12 protein-coding genes and 3 tRNA genes are annotated in these 14670 nt (G+C 64.0%); 12 read left to right on the top strand and 3 right to left on the bottom strand.

Annotated features, from left to right (window positions below; genetic code table 11):
- Window positions 1-105: 105 nt before the first annotated feature.
- The 7 genes from QX094_RS24595 (at window position 106) to QX094_RS24625 (ending at window position 8202) form a co-directional block, all read left to right on the top strand.
- Window positions 106-190: transfer RNA gene (locus QX094_RS24595), tRNA-Leu, on the top strand.
- Window positions 191-362: 172 nt separating this feature from the next.
- On the top strand, window positions 363-1721 hold the full coding sequence (gene tig, locus QX094_RS24600) for a trigger factor (RefSeq protein ID WP_315711530.1): 1359 nt from the start codon (window positions 363-365) through the stop codon (window positions 1719-1721).
- A 298-nt stretch (window positions 1722-2019) separates the two neighbouring features.
- Window positions 2020-2652, top strand: coding sequence for an ATP-dependent Clp protease proteolytic subunit (locus tag QX094_RS24605; RefSeq protein ID WP_315711531.1), 633 nt, complete (start codon window positions 2020-2022; stop codon window positions 2650-2652).
- 444 nt (window positions 2653-3096) lie between these two features.
- Complete coding sequence (gene clpX / locus QX094_RS24610; protein WP_012044595.1) at window positions 3097-4371, top strand: ATP-dependent Clp protease ATP-binding subunit ClpX; 1275 nt, start codon at window positions 3097-3099, stop codon at window positions 4369-4371.
- Between the two features lie 327 nt (window positions 4372-4698).
- Window positions 4699-7122 carry an endopeptidase La gene (lon, locus tag QX094_RS24615; RefSeq protein WP_315711533.1) on the top strand — a complete coding sequence of 808 codons (2424 nt, stop codon included), beginning with the start codon at window positions 4699-4701 and terminating at the stop codon, window positions 7120-7122.
- 185 nt (window positions 7123-7307) lie between these two features.
- Window positions 7308-7384: transfer RNA gene (locus tag QX094_RS24620), tRNA-Val, on the top strand.
- A gap of 332 nt (window positions 7385-7716) precedes the next feature.
- Window positions 7717-8202 (top strand): cyclic nucleotide-binding domain-containing protein, encoded by a 486-nt coding sequence (locus QX094_RS24625; protein ID WP_316185773.1) that lies wholly within the window; start codon window positions 7717-7719, stop codon window positions 8200-8202.
- Here QX094_RS24625 and QX094_RS24630 read toward each other — a convergent pair.
- Entirely contained in the window at window positions 8141-8968 is an 828-nt protein-coding gene (locus QX094_RS24630; protein ID WP_316188234.1) for a metallophosphoesterase, read from the bottom strand. The two genes, QX094_RS24625 and QX094_RS24630, sit on opposite strands and share 62 nt — an antisense overlap.
- 206 nt (window positions 8969-9174) lie before the next feature.
- Between QX094_RS24630 and QX094_RS24635 the strand changes: the two genes are divergently transcribed.
- Both QX094_RS24635 and QX094_RS24640 read left to right on the top strand, forming a co-directional pair.
- Window positions 9175-9729: a hypothetical protein gene (locus QX094_RS24635; RefSeq protein ID WP_315711538.1), complete on the top strand. Its 555-nt coding sequence runs from the start codon at window positions 9175-9177 to the stop codon at window positions 9727-9729.
- 112 nt (window positions 9730-9841) lie between these two features.
- Window positions 9842-10699 carry a class I SAM-dependent methyltransferase gene (locus QX094_RS24640; protein ID WP_315711540.1) on the top strand — a complete coding sequence of 286 codons (858 nt, stop codon included), beginning with the start codon at window positions 9842-9844 and terminating at the stop codon, window positions 10697-10699.
- Window positions 10700-10716: 17 nt separating this feature from the next.
- Here QX094_RS24640 and pepT read toward each other — a convergent pair whose 3' ends face one another.
- Window positions 10717-11973 carry a peptidase T gene (gene pepT, locus QX094_RS24645; RefSeq protein ID WP_315711541.1) on the bottom strand — a complete coding sequence of 419 codons (1257 nt, stop codon included), beginning with the start codon at window positions 11971-11973 and terminating at the stop codon, window positions 10717-10719.
- A gap of 681 nt (window positions 11974-12654) precedes the next feature.
- Between pepT and QX094_RS24650 the strand changes: the two genes are divergently transcribed.
- Window positions 12655-12731, top strand: a tRNA-Asp gene (locus QX094_RS24650).
- A gap of 194 nt (window positions 12732-12925) precedes the next feature.
- Here QX094_RS24650 and QX094_RS24655 read toward each other — a convergent pair.
- A complete protein-coding gene (locus QX094_RS24655) occupies window positions 12926-13126 on the bottom strand; it encodes a hypothetical protein (protein ID WP_315711542.1) in 201 nt (66 codons plus the stop codon).
- A gap of 589 nt (window positions 13127-13715) precedes the next feature.
- Here QX094_RS24655 and QX094_RS24660 point away from each other — a divergent pair.
- Window positions 13716-14081: an NADH-quinone oxidoreductase subunit A gene (locus tag QX094_RS24660; protein ID WP_008964559.1), complete on the top strand. Its 366-nt coding sequence runs from the start codon at window positions 13716-13718 to the stop codon at window positions 14079-14081.
- Window positions 14078-14662: a NuoB/complex I 20 kDa subunit family protein gene (locus tag QX094_RS24665; RefSeq protein WP_173424458.1), complete on the top strand. Its 585-nt coding sequence runs from the start codon at window positions 14078-14080 to the stop codon at window positions 14660-14662. The genes QX094_RS24660 and QX094_RS24665 overlap by 4 nt, the downstream gene beginning before the upstream one ends.
- The last annotated feature ends 8 nt before the right edge of the window (window positions 14663-14670 follow it).

A 14670-nucleotide genomic window follows, 5' to 3' on the forward strand; every position in this document is an offset into this window, starting at 1 on the left:
GCCGGTGGTGCTTTCGACAGCCCATTTTTTTGCTGCGGACGGTTTCGTGCGTGGTATAAGCCGCGCCGCCCGCGGCACCGCGGCCGGGCTATCGATGCAGTTCACGCGGGCGTGGCGGAACTGGTAGACGCGCTGGATTTAGGTTCCAGTGACGAAAGTTGTGGGGGTTCGAGTCCCTCCGCCCGCACCAAGCGCTTCTCCGGCGTTTGCCCCAAGTTTTACCGGCAGACCCGCTCTCTCGCACAGAGAAGCGGGGCCGCCGATCCCACCGGCGCAAAGCCTTTTGCTGCGCGTCGTCCACAATTGAGTCAGATGTGTCCGGATCGCAAGGGTTCGGACCGAAGCGGAAGAAGATTGACGCCATGCAGGTCACAGAAACCTTGTCGGAAGGCTTGAAGCACGAGTTCCAGATCAGCGTTCCGGCGGCGGATCTCGACGCCAAGGCGGACGCCAAGCTGGTCGATCTCAAGGACAAGGTCCGCATCAACGGCTTCCGCCCCGGCAAGGTGCCGGTCGCGCATCTGAAGAAGATCTATGGCAAGTCGGTCATGGCGGAGACCATCGACCAGACCATCCGCGACACCAACACGCAGATCTTCACCGAGCGCGGCTTCCGCCTCGCCACCGAGCCGAAGGTGACGATGCCGACGGAGGAGGCCGAGGTCGAGAAGATCCTCTCCGGCCAGTCGGACCTGACCTACACCGTGGCCGTCGAGGTCGTGCCGGCGATTGCGCTCGCCGACTTCAAGACCTTCTCGGTCGAGAAGCCGGTGGCCGACATCACCGATGCCGATGTCGACGAGGCGATCAAGCGCCTGGCCGATGCCAACCGCAGCTACGCGGCGAAGGCCGAGGGCGCGAAGGCCGCGAGCGGTGACCGCGTGAAGATCAACTTCAAGGGCACGATCGACGGCGTCGCCTTCGAGGGCGGCACGGGTGAGGGCATCGACGTCGTGATCGGCTCGAACACCTTCATTCCCGGCTTCGAGGACCAGCTGATCGGTATCGGCGTCGGCGAGACCCGCACGCTGAAGGTCACGTTCCCGACCAATTATCTCAACAACGAGCTGGCCGGGAAGGCGGCGGAGTTCGAAACCACCGCCACCGCCATCGAGGCGCCCGAAGACAAGGTGGTGGACGATGAGTTCGCCAAGACGCTCGGCCTCGAATCGCTCGACAAGCTGAAGCAGTTGATGCGCGATCGTCTCGCCGGCGAGTTCAGCCAGGCGACCCGCCAGCGCGTCAAGCGCGCGCTGCTCGACCGTCTCGACGAGACCCACAAGTTCGATGCACCGCCGTCGCTGATCGACGAGGAGTTCAACCTGATGTGGAATTCGGTCAAGGCCGAGATGGATTCCAGCGGCAAGACCTTCGCCGACGAGAACACCACCGAGGACAAGGCGAAGGAGGAGTACCGCACCATCGCCGACCGCCGCGTGCGCCTCGGCCTCGTGCTGTCGGAGATCGGCGAGAAGAACAAGATCACCGTGACCGACGACGAGGTCAGCCGCGCCGTGATCGAGCGTGCGCGCTCGATGCCGGGCCGCGAGAAGGAGGTCTGGGACTTCTATCGCAGCAACCCGCAGGCGCTCGCGCAGCTGCGCGCGCCAATCTACGAGGACAAGGTCGTCGACTTCATCCTCGAACTCGCCAACGTGACCGAGAAGAAGGTCTCCAAGGACGAGCTGTTCAAGGACGACGACAGCGACAAGGCGGCCTGATCAGGCTGTCCATCGTAGGGTTCGCGACATAAGCGCGAGATTAAGGTTGACCGGCGAAAGCGCCGGTCGTCCAGGTTCCGGCGCTGGCCGCCGCCGCGGGAATCAGCTTGAACAGGGCAACGACCTCGCTTGCGGCGGCCCAGGGCACCCGGTCTTGTCACCGGCAAATTGGTCCATATCTGTGGGCTCGGTCTTGAAGTTCTGCATCACGGGACACCTGTCCGTCGCTGCTCGTTGAAATGAGCCTCACCTGCGGCGGCCGGTCGTCTCAACTGCTGGTCCAACCCTTGGGTGATTCATGCGCGATCCCGTCGAAACCTATATGAACCTTGTGCCTATGGTGGTCGAACAGACCAACCGCGGCGAGCGCGCCTACGACATCTTCTCACGCCTCCTGAAGGAGCGCATCATCTTCGTGACCGGTCCGGTCGAGGACGGCATGGCGACCCTGATCGTCGCTCAGCTCCTGTTCCTCGAGGCCGAGAACCCGAAGAAGGAAATCGCGATGTACATCAACTCGCCCGGTGGCGTGGTGACGTCGGGCCTCGCGATCTACGACACGATGCAGTTCATCCGTCCGGCGGTGTCGACGCTGTGCACCGGCCAGGCGGCCTCGATGGGCTCGCTGCTGCTCTGTGCCGGCCACAAGGACATGCGCTTCTCGCTGCCGAACTCGCGCATCATGGTGCATCAGCCGTCCGGCGGGTTCCAGGGCCAGGCGACCGATATCATGCTGCACGCCCAGGAGATCCTGAACCTGAAGAAGCGGCTGAACGAGATCTACGTCAAGCACACCGGCCAGCCCTACAAGGCGATTGAGGACGCCCTGGAGCGCGACAAGTTCCTCACGGCGGAAGCCGCCCAGGAGTTCGGCCTGATCGACAAGGTCATCGACAAGCGGCCGGAAGATCCGGCGGCGATGGGCAAGTGAGCCAACAGTAAGCGACGCGGGGCCCGATGGACGGGCCTGGGGGATGTAACGGCGGCTCCTTTACCGGCTTCGGTCGGCAAAGGTGCTGAGGTAGGGTCCCAAAAGAGCCGCAACCTTGCCGTGCGGCCGGCAAATAGGCGTGGCAAACACGCAACGCTCCGCTGATTTCGCGTGTTATTGCCGTGTCAAGCCCCAAAATCACGGTAATGTCACGGTCTAGGGTCTGTGCTCCGATTAGCGAATTCTTGATAGTCGGATGACAGCATGATTGGCTAGAGTGTCGAGTTATGGATCGTGGGGGATTCGCGTAGGTCGTGGGTGCACGACAGGTGAAGAACAAGGTGTTAATTTTGGTACGAAATTTGCTCTTTCACCAGTCTGGTCCGGCCCGTGCCGGATCGGGACGAACGAGCGGACAAGAGCGAACCGCGGACGGAGACAGGAATGAGTAAGGTCGGCACGAGCGACTCGAAGAACACGCTATATTGCTCGTTCTGCGGCAAGAGCCAGCACGAAGTCCGCAAACTGATCGCAGGTCCAACCGTCTTCATCTGCGACGAGTGCGTCGAACTCTGCATGGACATCATCCGCGAGGAGAACAAGTCCTCGCTGGTCAAGTCGCGCGACGGGATTCCGACCCCGAAGGAGATCTGCAAGGTCCTGGACGATTACGTCATCGGCCAGAACCATGCGAAGAAGGTGCTCTCGGTCGCCGTCCACAACCACTACAAGCGGCTGAATCACCAGACCAAGCACTCGGACGTCGAACTCGCGAAGTCGAACATCCTGCTGATCGGTCCGACCGGCTCGGGCAAGACGCTGCTGGCGCAGACGCTGGCGCGCATCCTGGACGTGCCGTTCACGATGGCGGATGCGACGACCCTGACCGAGGCCGGCTATGTCGGTGAGGACGTCGAGAACATCATCCTGAAGCTGTTGCAGGCGGCCGACTACAATGTCGAGCGCGCGCAGCGTGGCATTGTCTACATCGACGAGATCGACAAGATCAGTCGCAAGTCGGACAATCCCTCGATCACCCGCGACGTGTCGGGCGAGGGCGTCCAGCAGGCGCTGCTCAAGATCATGGAGGGTACGGTTGCGTCGGTTCCGCCGCAGGGCGGCCGCAAGCATCCGCAGCAGGAGTTCCTGCAGGTCGACACCACCAACATCCTGTTCATCTGCGGTGGTGCGTTCTCCGGCCTCGAGAAGATCATCTCGGCGCGCGGCCGGTCGACCTCGATCGGCTTCGCCGCCCAGGTTCTGGCGCCGGAGGACCGCCGCACCGGCGAGATCTTCCGTCACGTCGAGCCTGAGGATCTCCTGAAGTACGGCCTGATCCCCGAGTTCGTCGGCCGTCTTCCGGTCGTTGCGACGCTCGAGGACCTCGACGAGAACTCGCTGAAGAAGATCCTGACCGAGCCCAAGAACGCGCTGGTGAAGCAGTATCAGCGGCTGTTCGAGATGGAGAACATCGAGCTCACCTTCGCCGACGAGGCGCTGGGCGCGGTGGCGCGCAAGGCCATCGAGCGCAAGACCGGCGCGCGTGGTCTGCGGTCGATCCTCGAGAGCATCCTGCTCGAGACGATGTTCGACCTGCCGGGTCTCGAGGGTGTCGAGGAAGTGGTCATCTCGCGTGAAGTGGTCGAGGGCACCGCCCGCCCGCTGTACATTTACGCCGATCGCTCCGATCGCGCGGTGGAAAGCAGCGCCAGCGCGTGAGGCGCGCTGGTACGAGAGACAGAAGACCTCGATTTATTAGATCGGCGATCGCCGCGGACGTCATGTCCGCGGCATCGCAGCGTTTCAGCGTCCCGCCGCGTAAAGCCATTTTTGGCGGGTGTTTACCGATACTTGACACCCCCCGGGTCGATAGCCACCTAATGTCGCGTGGCGATACAAATCTCAATCCCGGGATTCGCCTCAACAACGATCCGAAACAAGCGGGCGATATCGACGCGTCAGTGATGTCCGGATCAGATCGCACCTTGTGGCGGTTGCGCACGATGGCGGACTGCGTGCAAGGGGGCTAAACAAAAGGAACAGGCCATGACGACCCCCAAACCCCGGCCGACCATCGTTTACGGCGAGAGCCACGCCTATCCGGTTCTGCCGCTCCGCGACATCGTCGTCTTCCCGCACAACATCGTTCCGCTGTTCGTCGGCCGCGAGAAATCCATCCGCGCCCTCGAAGAGGTGATGAAGAACGACGCGCTGGTGATGCTCGCGACGCAGAAGAACGCGTCCGACGACGATCCAGCTCCGGATGCGATCTACGAGACCGGGACGCTCGCCAGCGTGCTGCAACTCCTGAAGCTGCCCGACGGCACCGTGAAGGTGCTGGTCGAGGGCCTGGAGCGCGCGCGCGTCGAGAAATACACCGATCGTGCCGACTACTACGAAGCCACTGCCGTTGCGCTCGAGGACACCGACGCCAAGTCGGTCGAAGCCGAGGCACTCGGGCGCTCCGTCGTGTCGGACTTCGAGAGCTATGTGAAGCTGAACAAGAAGATCTCTGCAGAGGTCGTCGGCGTCGTTCAGTCGATCACCGATTTCGGTAAGCTGGCCGACACCGTCGCCTCGCATCTCGCCGTCAAGATCGCCGATCGCCAGGGCATCCTGGAGACGCTGTCCGTCACCACGCGCCTGGAGAAGGTGCTGGGCCTGATGGAGAGCGAGATCTCGGTGCTGCAGGTCGAGAAGCGCATCCGCTCGCGTGTCAAGCGCCAGATGGAGAAGACCCAGCGCGAGTACTACCTGAATGAGCAGATGAAGGCCATTCAGAAGGAGCTGGGCGACGAGGACGGCCGCGACGAGCTCGCCGATTTGGAAGAGCGCATCAACAAGACCAAGCTCTCCAAGGAAGCGCGCGAGAAGGCCCAGCACGAGCTGAAGAAGCTACGCCAGATGTCGCCGATGTCCGCGGAAGCGACTGTCGTGCGCAACTATCTGGATTGGCTGCTGTCGATCCCGTGGAACAAGAAGTCCAAGGTGAAGAAGGATCTGGAGGCCGCGCAGGCGGTTCTGGATGCGGATCATTATGGGCTGGAGAAGGTCAAGGACCGCATCGTCGAGTACCTGGCGGTGCAGTCGCGCGCCAACAAGCTGACCGGCCCGATCCTGTGCCTGGTCGGACCTCCCGGCGTCGGCAAGACCTCGCTCGGCAAGTCGATCGCGAAGGCCACCGGCCGCGAGTTCGTTCGCGTGTCGCTGGGCGGAGTGCGCGACGAGGCGGAGATCCGCGGTCATCGCCGGACCTATATCGGCTCGATGCCCGGCAAGATCATCCAGTCGATGCGCAAGGCCAAGACCTCGAACCCGCTGTTCCTGTTGGACGAGATCGACAAGATGGGCTCGGACTTCCGGGGTGACCCGTCGTCGGCGCTGCTGGAGGTCCTGGACCCCGAGCAGAACACGACCTTCAACGATCACTATCTGGAGGTCGACTACGACCTGTCGAACGTCATGTTCATCACGACCGCGAATACGCTGAATATTCCCGGGCCGCTGATGGACCGCATGGAGATCATCCGCATCGCAGGCTACACCGAGACCGAAAAGCTCGAGATCGCCCGCAAGCACCTGATCCCCAGCGCGATCTCCAAGCACGGACTGGACTCGAAGGAGTGGTCGATCGACGACGACGCATTGCTGCTCGTGATCCGGCGCTACACCCGCGAAGCGGGCGTACGTAATCTGGAGCGTGAGATTTCCACACTGGCCCGCAAGGCCGTGAAGGAGCTCATGATGTCCAAGAAGAAGTCGGTGAAGATCACCGAGAAGACCGTTGAGGAATTCTTGGGTGTTCCGAAGTTCCGCTTCGGTGAGATCGAGAGCGACGATCAGATCGGGATCGTCACGGGTCTGGCATGGACCGATGTCGGCGGTGAGCTGCTCACCATTGAAGGCGTCATGATGCCCGGCAAGGGCAAGATGACGGTGACGGGCAATCTGCGCGACGTCATGAAGGAGTCGATCTCGGCGGCGGCGTCCTACGTCCGCTCGCGGGCGATCGTCTACGGCATCGAGCCGCCGATGTTCGACCGCCGCGACATCCACGTCCACGTTCCGGAGGGGGCGACCCCGAAGGACGGTCCGTCGGCGGGCGTCGCGATGGCAACCGCAATCATCTCGGTCATGACGGGCATTCCGATCCGTCACGACGTCGCGATGACCGGTGAGATCACCTTGCGTGGTCGCGTGCTGCCGATCGGCGGTCTGAAGGAGAAGCTCCTGGCCGCGGCCCGCGGCGGCATCAAGACGGTGCTGATCCCCGAGGACAACGCCAAGGATCTCACGGAGATTTCCGATGCGATCAAGGGCGGCATGGAGATCATCCCGGTCTCCCGTCTCGACGACGTCGTCGCCCGGGCCCTGGTCCGCAAGCCGGTGCCGATCGTCTGGGAAGAGGACACCAAGGTCCCGGTGAAAGCCGATGGCGACGAAGCCGCCGGCGGCCTGACCGCCCACTGAGGTCCGAACTGATCCAAGAAAACGGCGCCCGTAAGGGCGCCGTTTTCGTTTGGGGGATCGAGCCACCGACCCTTCGAGCGTGCGTGGTCTGCCCCCACCGTTCCCGCTGCGGCGGTTTCTCGCTGCCGCCGCGTGGTTCCGGCGTTGATTGAGGATCGGGCAGGGGGTAAAGAAGCGCGACGTGAGGGCGGCTAGCTCAGCTGGTTAGAGCATCTCGTTTACACCGAGAGGGTCGGGAGTTCGAATCTCTCGCCGCCTACCATTAGCATCCGCTGGGACGCACCCTCGCAATGGTGACGCTGCTATTGTGGTGCGTCGATTTTCCAAGCTGATGGCGATCCTCTCCAGAAGCGCGTTTGTGCGTCGGGTTTCATCGATCTGCTGCTCTCCAAGCTGAGCCACCTTGCCATCGAGCCTCGGCGGCTGAGCCAAACCCACGTCCCGATCACGATGATGGCGCCGCCGAGTGCTCAATTCGGACAAGGGTTCAAAATCCTTTGCGACAGCTGGTGCGAAGCGCCCGGACGATTTCGCGTGGCGATGAACCGTTCTTCGGCTAGCTTAGCGCGCGGCGTGAACATCGCGGGCGAACCGATGACCGACTTCCTGCGCCACTGCACCGGCGGACATGAGCGCGCCATTCCGGCGGGCACCATGCTGCTCGAGGAGGGGCACAACACTGGGCATCTCTACATCCTGCTCGACGGAGAGCTGGAGGTGATCAAGGCCGGCGCCACGGTGGCCGTCATCTCCGAGCCGGGCGCGCTGTTCGGCGAGATGTCGCTCCTGCTGGAGCAGCCGCACACGGCGACCGTGCGGGCGCTCGTCGATTGCCGGATCTACGAGATCCCGGATGCGCCACGCTTCCTCAGTGAAAATCCCGAGGCGACGCTCGCGATTGCGCGCATGCTGGCGCAGCGCCTCAACGTCGCCAACAGCTATCTCGCCGACCTGAAGCGGCAATATGCCGGCCACGGCACCCATCTTTCGATGGTCGGCGAGGTGCTGCAGAGCATGATCAACCTGCCGCCGCAGCAGGTTTCGCCAGGAACGGATCTGGAATCCGATCCACGACTCTGAGCCAGTCCGGCGCCGCCGTCACGGGCTGCGCCGGGCGTTGCAGGGGGCCGGCGAGATCGATCCATTCGGCTTGCCCCGCCGCCAACCAGAAGGCGCGCCCTTCGTCGGTGTCGAGCACCATGTAGGTCGGCGGTCGCCCGGGTTGCCGCCCGGTGTTGAAGACCCAAGTCTCACCGACGCGATCGAACCAGGACCCATCCGTGATGAAGGGCGACTGGTGGACGTGGCCGGAGATCACCATCGCCGGGCGGTGCCGCGCGATGAAGCCTTCGAGCTCGGTGTCGCCGAAGAAGCGCTTGCCGCCCCAGCTCACCGGCGAGTTGGCCGGCGGCGCATGATGCACCCAGATCCAGCGGGCTGTGTCGCGCGTCGCGGCGGCATCGAGCTGGCTTGCGATGGCGGCCTTGACGATGGGGCCGTCCCACCACGGGCAAACCGAGAACAGCGTGTCGCCGATCAGAAGGTCATCGCCGTCGGCTGCGATGCCGAGCTCGCGGACCGTCCTGATCCAGGCCGCGATCTTCTCGCCATCCGGGTTGCGCTCCTCCAGGTCATGATTGCCCGAGCAGATCATGACCCGCGTCTTGGCCGCCAGGAGCGCGAGATATGTCTTCACGACCACGATCTGGGCGCGAATGTCGACGATCGAGGCGAGATCGAGCGCATCGCCGGCGAACACCACCGCATCAAAATGATCGGCAGCCGCCACCAGCCAGTCGAACTGCGGCAGCGAGTAATGAAGATCGGCAACGATGAGAGTGCGCATGTGGCTCCTGACGCGCCTGATCGAAGCAAGAGCGAGACCAGACCCGGCGACACCAGAGGCTGTCCCGCTATTGCATTGCGCTACGGCGCTCGCCAGCAGGTCCGCGTGCATCTATCGATCCCTCACCCGCGGCGGTATGATTGGGCCGTTGTTCAGCCGCAGCTGCCAATTGCGAGTGTCCCATGTCTCGTCGTCCGCGACCGCCAATGACTGTTTCCTTCGTCCGCACCGGAGAGCGCCGCTACGCGGTGCGCGCGATGCTCGGTGATGGACGCACCCTCGAAATGAGCCCGGCGCCTGGCTTCGATCCCTGGATGCCGCATGATCTGCAACACTTCATCGTCGAAAAGCATCTCGGGATTGACGGCGCCGTATTCGGGCGGCTCGCGGCCGGCGGCACGGCCGGGACCTTTCATTTGGTCCCGCATGCGACCTCGTCCCGCGAGGCCGCGCGGCTGCGTCGCAGGCATGAGACCAGGGACCAGCGCCTGATGCCGGAACGCAGCGAGGACTATGCCCGCTCCGAGCGCGCTACATATGTGTGCTGGCAGGACTGGCTGCAGCAGGCTGACGATCCGGCGCTGCGGGCGCGCGGGGCCGAGATGGCACCGTCGGCGCGCAGCCTGCTGGACGGGATGTCAGCGGAGGAGCGCGCGGCCTACACGCCGGCGCGGCGCGACGCCATCCGACAGGAGTTCGCGCGTCTGAGCCGACGTTGGAGCGCTCTCGCCATCGGCGAAAGTCTCTCCGAACCGTGGTGAGGACCGGCCCATTTTCTTCCTCAAGCGCATCGCGGCCTCGTGCCTTGACAGGACAGGCGGCTGCATGCGCCATGCCGGCTCTTGCGATGACCTCAATCAGACAGGGCACATCATGCAATTGCCGGCAGGGGACGACCGCAACGCCGACCAGATCGCCTATTGGAACGGGCCCGGCGGCCAGCGCTGGTCCGATCGCCAGGAGGCCCAGGACATCCTGCTCGCGCCGGTGTCGCAGATCCTGATCGAGCGTATCGCCGCGAAGCCGGGTGATCGCATTCTCGACATCGGCTGCGGCTGTGGTGGTTTGTCGATCGCACTGGCCGGGCAGGTGGCGCCCGGCGGCTCCGTTCTCGGCGTCGACATCTCCGCACCGATGCTCGAGCGGGCGCGCGCGGTGGCGCCGGCCGGGCTTCCCGCCGAGTTCGTGCTGGCCGACGCGACCGTGTATCCGTTCGCGCCGGCGAGCTTCGATCTGCTGGTGTCGCGGTTCGGGGTGATGTTCTTTGCCGATCCGGTGGCGTCGTTCGCCAACATCCGCCGCGCGCTGAAGCCGAGCGGCCGGGTCGTGTTCGCCTGCTGGCGCGAGCCGAAGGCCAATCCCTGGATGATCGCGCCGCTGCAGGCGGTCTATCGTCACGTCCCGAAGCTGCCGGAGATGGCGCCGGAGGATCCTGGCCCGTTCGCCTTCGCATCCGAAGCGCGAGTGGCGCGGATCCTCGGCGAGGCCGGCTTCAGCGACGTCGCGCTGGAGGCGCATGCGCTGTCACTCGACATCGCCCGCGGGCAGGGTCTCGAGGCGGCAGTGGAGTCGGCGTTCGAAATCGGCCCCGCCAGCCGCGCGCTGGAGGGGCATCCCCAGGAGACGCGCGAGGCGGCGCGGCAGTCGGTCCGCGAGCTGCTGACGCAGTATGTACGCGGCGACAGCGTGACGCTCGCCGGCTCGATCTGGCTGGTGACGGCGCGCGTCTGACGCGCGCCGGACGGCGCTCAGGATCGCTCTTCCCAGATCATCGCCAGATGGACGATGGTCTGCGCCGCCTTCTCCATGTCCTGGACGCTGACCCATTCGAGACGCGAGTGGAAGGCATGCTCGCCGGCAAAGATGTTGGGGCAGGGCAGGCCCATGAACGACAGCCGCGAACCGTCGGTGCCGCCGCGGATCGATGTCCTGACCGGCGTCAGGCCGGCGCGGCGGATCGCCTCCTCGGCATAGGTCACGATCTCCGGATGCAGATCGATGACCTCCTTCATGTTGCGGTATTGCTGCCGAACCTCCATCCGATAGCTCGAGCGCGGATAGTCCTTCAGGACATCCCTGACGATGTCCTCGAGCAGCGCTTCCTTCTGCCGCAGGCCCTGCTCGCTGAAATCGCGCACGATGAAGTCGAGTCGCGCCTGTTCGAGCGCGCCGGAGATCCCGACCGGATGCAGGAAGCCTTCCTTGCCCTCCGTCGTCTCCGGCGAGCAGCCATCCTTCGGGAGCCGATCGACGATTGCGGACGCGATCTTGATCGCGTGCTCCATCTTGCCCTTGGCAAAGCCGGGATGGGCGCTGACGCCGTTGATGAGGATGGTGGCGCCGTCGGCGGCAAAGGTCTCGTCCTCGATGTTGCCGGCGGTTTCGCCATCCATCGTGTAGCCGAAGTCGGCGCCGAGCTTCTTCAGGTCGACCCGGTCGACGCCACGGCCGATCTCCTCGTCCGGCGTGAACAGGATCTTGATGGTGCCATGCTTGATCTGCGGATTGCTGATCAGGAACTGCGCCGCGTCCATGATCTCGGCGATGCCGGCTTTGTTATCGGCCCCGAGCAGGGTGGTGCCGTCGGTGGTGACGATGTCGTTGCCGATCTGGTCCTTCAATGCAGGATGCTCAGCCGCACGGATGATCTGGCTCGGGTCCCCCGGCAGCACGATGTCGCCGCCCTGGTAGTTGCGCACGATCTGCGGCTTCACGTTGGCCCCGGAGCAATCGGGCGACGTGTCCATGTGCGAGCAGAAGCAGATCACCGGCACGGCCTTGTCGGTGGTGGCGGGGATGGTCGCATAGACGTAGCCATGGTCGTCCAGGTGGGCGTCCGAGAGGCCCATTGCCTGCAGCTCGGCTGCGAGCATCCGGCCGAGATTCTTCTGTTTGAGCGTCGAAGGACAGGTCGGCGACGTCGGGTCCGACTGGGTGTCGATCGCGGCGTAGCGGAGCAGGCGCTCGGTGACGGAGTGGGTGTAGCTGCGAAGCGGGTCGGACATGGGCACCAAGAGAGAGAGAGGGAGACGTTACTGGAGGTATCAGTATACTAATATATCAGTTATTGCATGCCAGATACCAGGGGGTGGCAGGCTATCAAGGGTTTCCGCTCTGATCAAAGATCGTCCGCCAGCTCCCGTGCGGAATACGGCGGGTCGCGGGCCGGCGTTGATCAGCACCGCCTCGCCGACAGCAGGATTGCGCACTCCGGCGCGCGCCACCTGCAGGATACCGACTCCGGCGATTCGAAGCTCATCTTCCTCGCACCGGTGGCGGGCGATTCGTGGGCAGCGTCCGCGAGGATTCTCCTCTCACTCGCTTCCTGGTCAGCAAGTGCGCCTCGGTGGGGACCGCGGCCGGAAATTTCAATGCCCGGTCGGAAGCATGCGCGGTCGGACTTGGCGCCCATTTTGCCATATCCGGCCTGCGACGTCGTCGCGAAGCGACCGCCAGCGCCGCCGCCGCGGGGCGGGGTTGCTGCGGTCCGGAAGGAGAGACGCGGGACAGGTCGATCTGGCCCATCATCGTGCGGCGACTAACGTCGGCTGCCTGGGCCCAGCCAAGGAGATCGGGCGTCCTGCATTGCTCCCCCATCAAGGACTTCGCACAGCTGTCGGTTCATTGTCCTTGACTTCGAAACATCGCCCCTTTAAGTCGCACTCCTCCGCGGATTTCGCGATCACGCGGGAGTAGCTCAGTTGGTTAGAGCGCCGGCCTGTCACGCCGGAGGTCGCGGGTTCGAGCCCCGTCTCTCGCGCCATGTTTTCAATGGCTTAGCTTTTGATGTGATCTGTCCGCTGGCGCAATCAGCGCCGCCGCGCGATCCCCTCCCGTCTACGACCTGGCGCTCCGCCGGACTGCAAGTGCTCCGTCGCCGATTTTCCGATCGGGCATGAAAAAGGCCACCCGGCGGGTGGCCTGCGATTGCCGTCAGATGGCAGCGGAGCAGTGGCCTCAGCGGACGACCATCGAGTCGCTGGAACTCGTCATGGTCACCGGCTTGCCTGCCTTCACGACGTGCGATGCCGTCTGGCTGTAGTCGACGTTGGCGCGGGTCGCGATGCCGAAAGCGGTCACCGCGATGCCGGCGACCAGGGCAACGACGACGATCTTCAGATGGGTCGATCGGTCTGCGGAATGCAGCGAGTGGTTCATGTCAGCCTCCCGGCGTCTCAGAGCGCCACTTTGTTGCCTGGACATGTACCCCCGCTTTGTTTCGATCCCGTTTCTTCGTTTCCTCAAAATGGTTTCATCGGTTGCAGCCGTCGCGGCGGCAATCGGGAGTATGCGGCCGGGGCTAACAGTGCGCGGCGGTGCCGGTATCGACGGCGGCCGTGGATGATCTTGATCCGGCGGCCCTTCGTGACCATCTCCCGCGGTAACGGAAGCCTATCGGGTGACGGTCCCGTCGCCTCGTTTGGATCTCCCGATCGAGCGCTGATCCGCATCCGTCTCCGACCAGCCAGCCTGCGCACACCGGCGTGCGTCCTCGCGATTGCTGATCGCCTCAGCGTCCTGCGTTGGACCGTGCGGCACCGTAATGCTGCGGGTCTGCAATGCGGCTCCTGCACGCGTCATCCGCGGCGCCGTTGCTCGGTGTGTCCGGGTTTCCGCAATGTGGGGAGGGATGACACCGGCGAGACGGCTTGTCTTGCGCGGCTTGGTGCGCTGCGCTAAGGCTTCGACCAATTCCAATGCAACGAGTCTGCGGTTTGCACCGAAACCGCAGAGGAAAGTGGCGCCGATGACCGGCATCCTTCAGAACTATCTCCCCCTCGTCGTTTTCATAGGTGTCGCAGCCATCATCGGGGTGGTGCTGCTGATCGCGCCGTTCCTGGTCGCCTACCAGCAGCCCGATCCCGAGAAGCTCTCCGCGTACGAGTGCGGCTTCAATGCGTTCGACGACGCCCGCATGAAGTTCGACGTCCGCTTCTATCTGGTTGCCATCCTTTTCATCATCTTCGACCTCGAAGTCGCCTTCCTGTTCCCCTGGGCAGTCGCATTCGGCAAGCTCGGCGCGGCCGGCTTCTGGTCGATGCTGGTGTTCCTGGCCGTGTTGACGGTCGGGTTTGCCTACGAATGGAAGAAAGGCGCGCTTGAATGGGATTGAGCCCGACCACGTCCTCGACCGGGCCGGCGATCGCTCCGGCCCCGAAGGGCATTCTCGATCCCGCGACCGGCAGGCCGATCGGTGCCAACGACCCGTATTTCCTCGAGGTCAGGCACGAACTGTCGGACAAGGGATTCTTCGTCGCCACCGCTGACGATCTCATCACCTGGGCCCGCACCGGCTCGCTGATGTGGATGACGTTCGGCCTGGCCTGCTGCGCCGTCGAGATGATGCAGGTCTCGATGCCGCGCTACGACGTCGAGCGGTTCGGCTTCGCGCCGCGCGCCTCGCCGCGCCAGTCCGACGTGATGATCGTCGCCGGCACGCTGACCAACAAGATGGCGCCGGCGCTGCGCAAGGTCTACGACCAGATGCCGGAGCCGCGCTACGTCATCTCGATGGGGTCGTGCGCCAATGGCGGCGGCTACTATCACTATTCCTATTCGGTGGTCCGCGGCTGCGATCGCATCGTTCCCATTGACATCTACGTGCCCGGCTGTCCGCCGACCGCCGAAGCGCTGCTGTACGGTGTGCTGCTGCTGCAGAAGAAGATCCGGCGCACCGGCACCATCGAACGCTGAAGGTTTTT

The sequence above is a fragment of the Bradyrhizobium sp. SZCCHNS1050 genome (assembly GCF_032484785.1).
Taxonomy (GTDB): Bacteria; Pseudomonadota; Alphaproteobacteria; order Rhizobiales; family Xanthobacteraceae; genus Bradyrhizobium.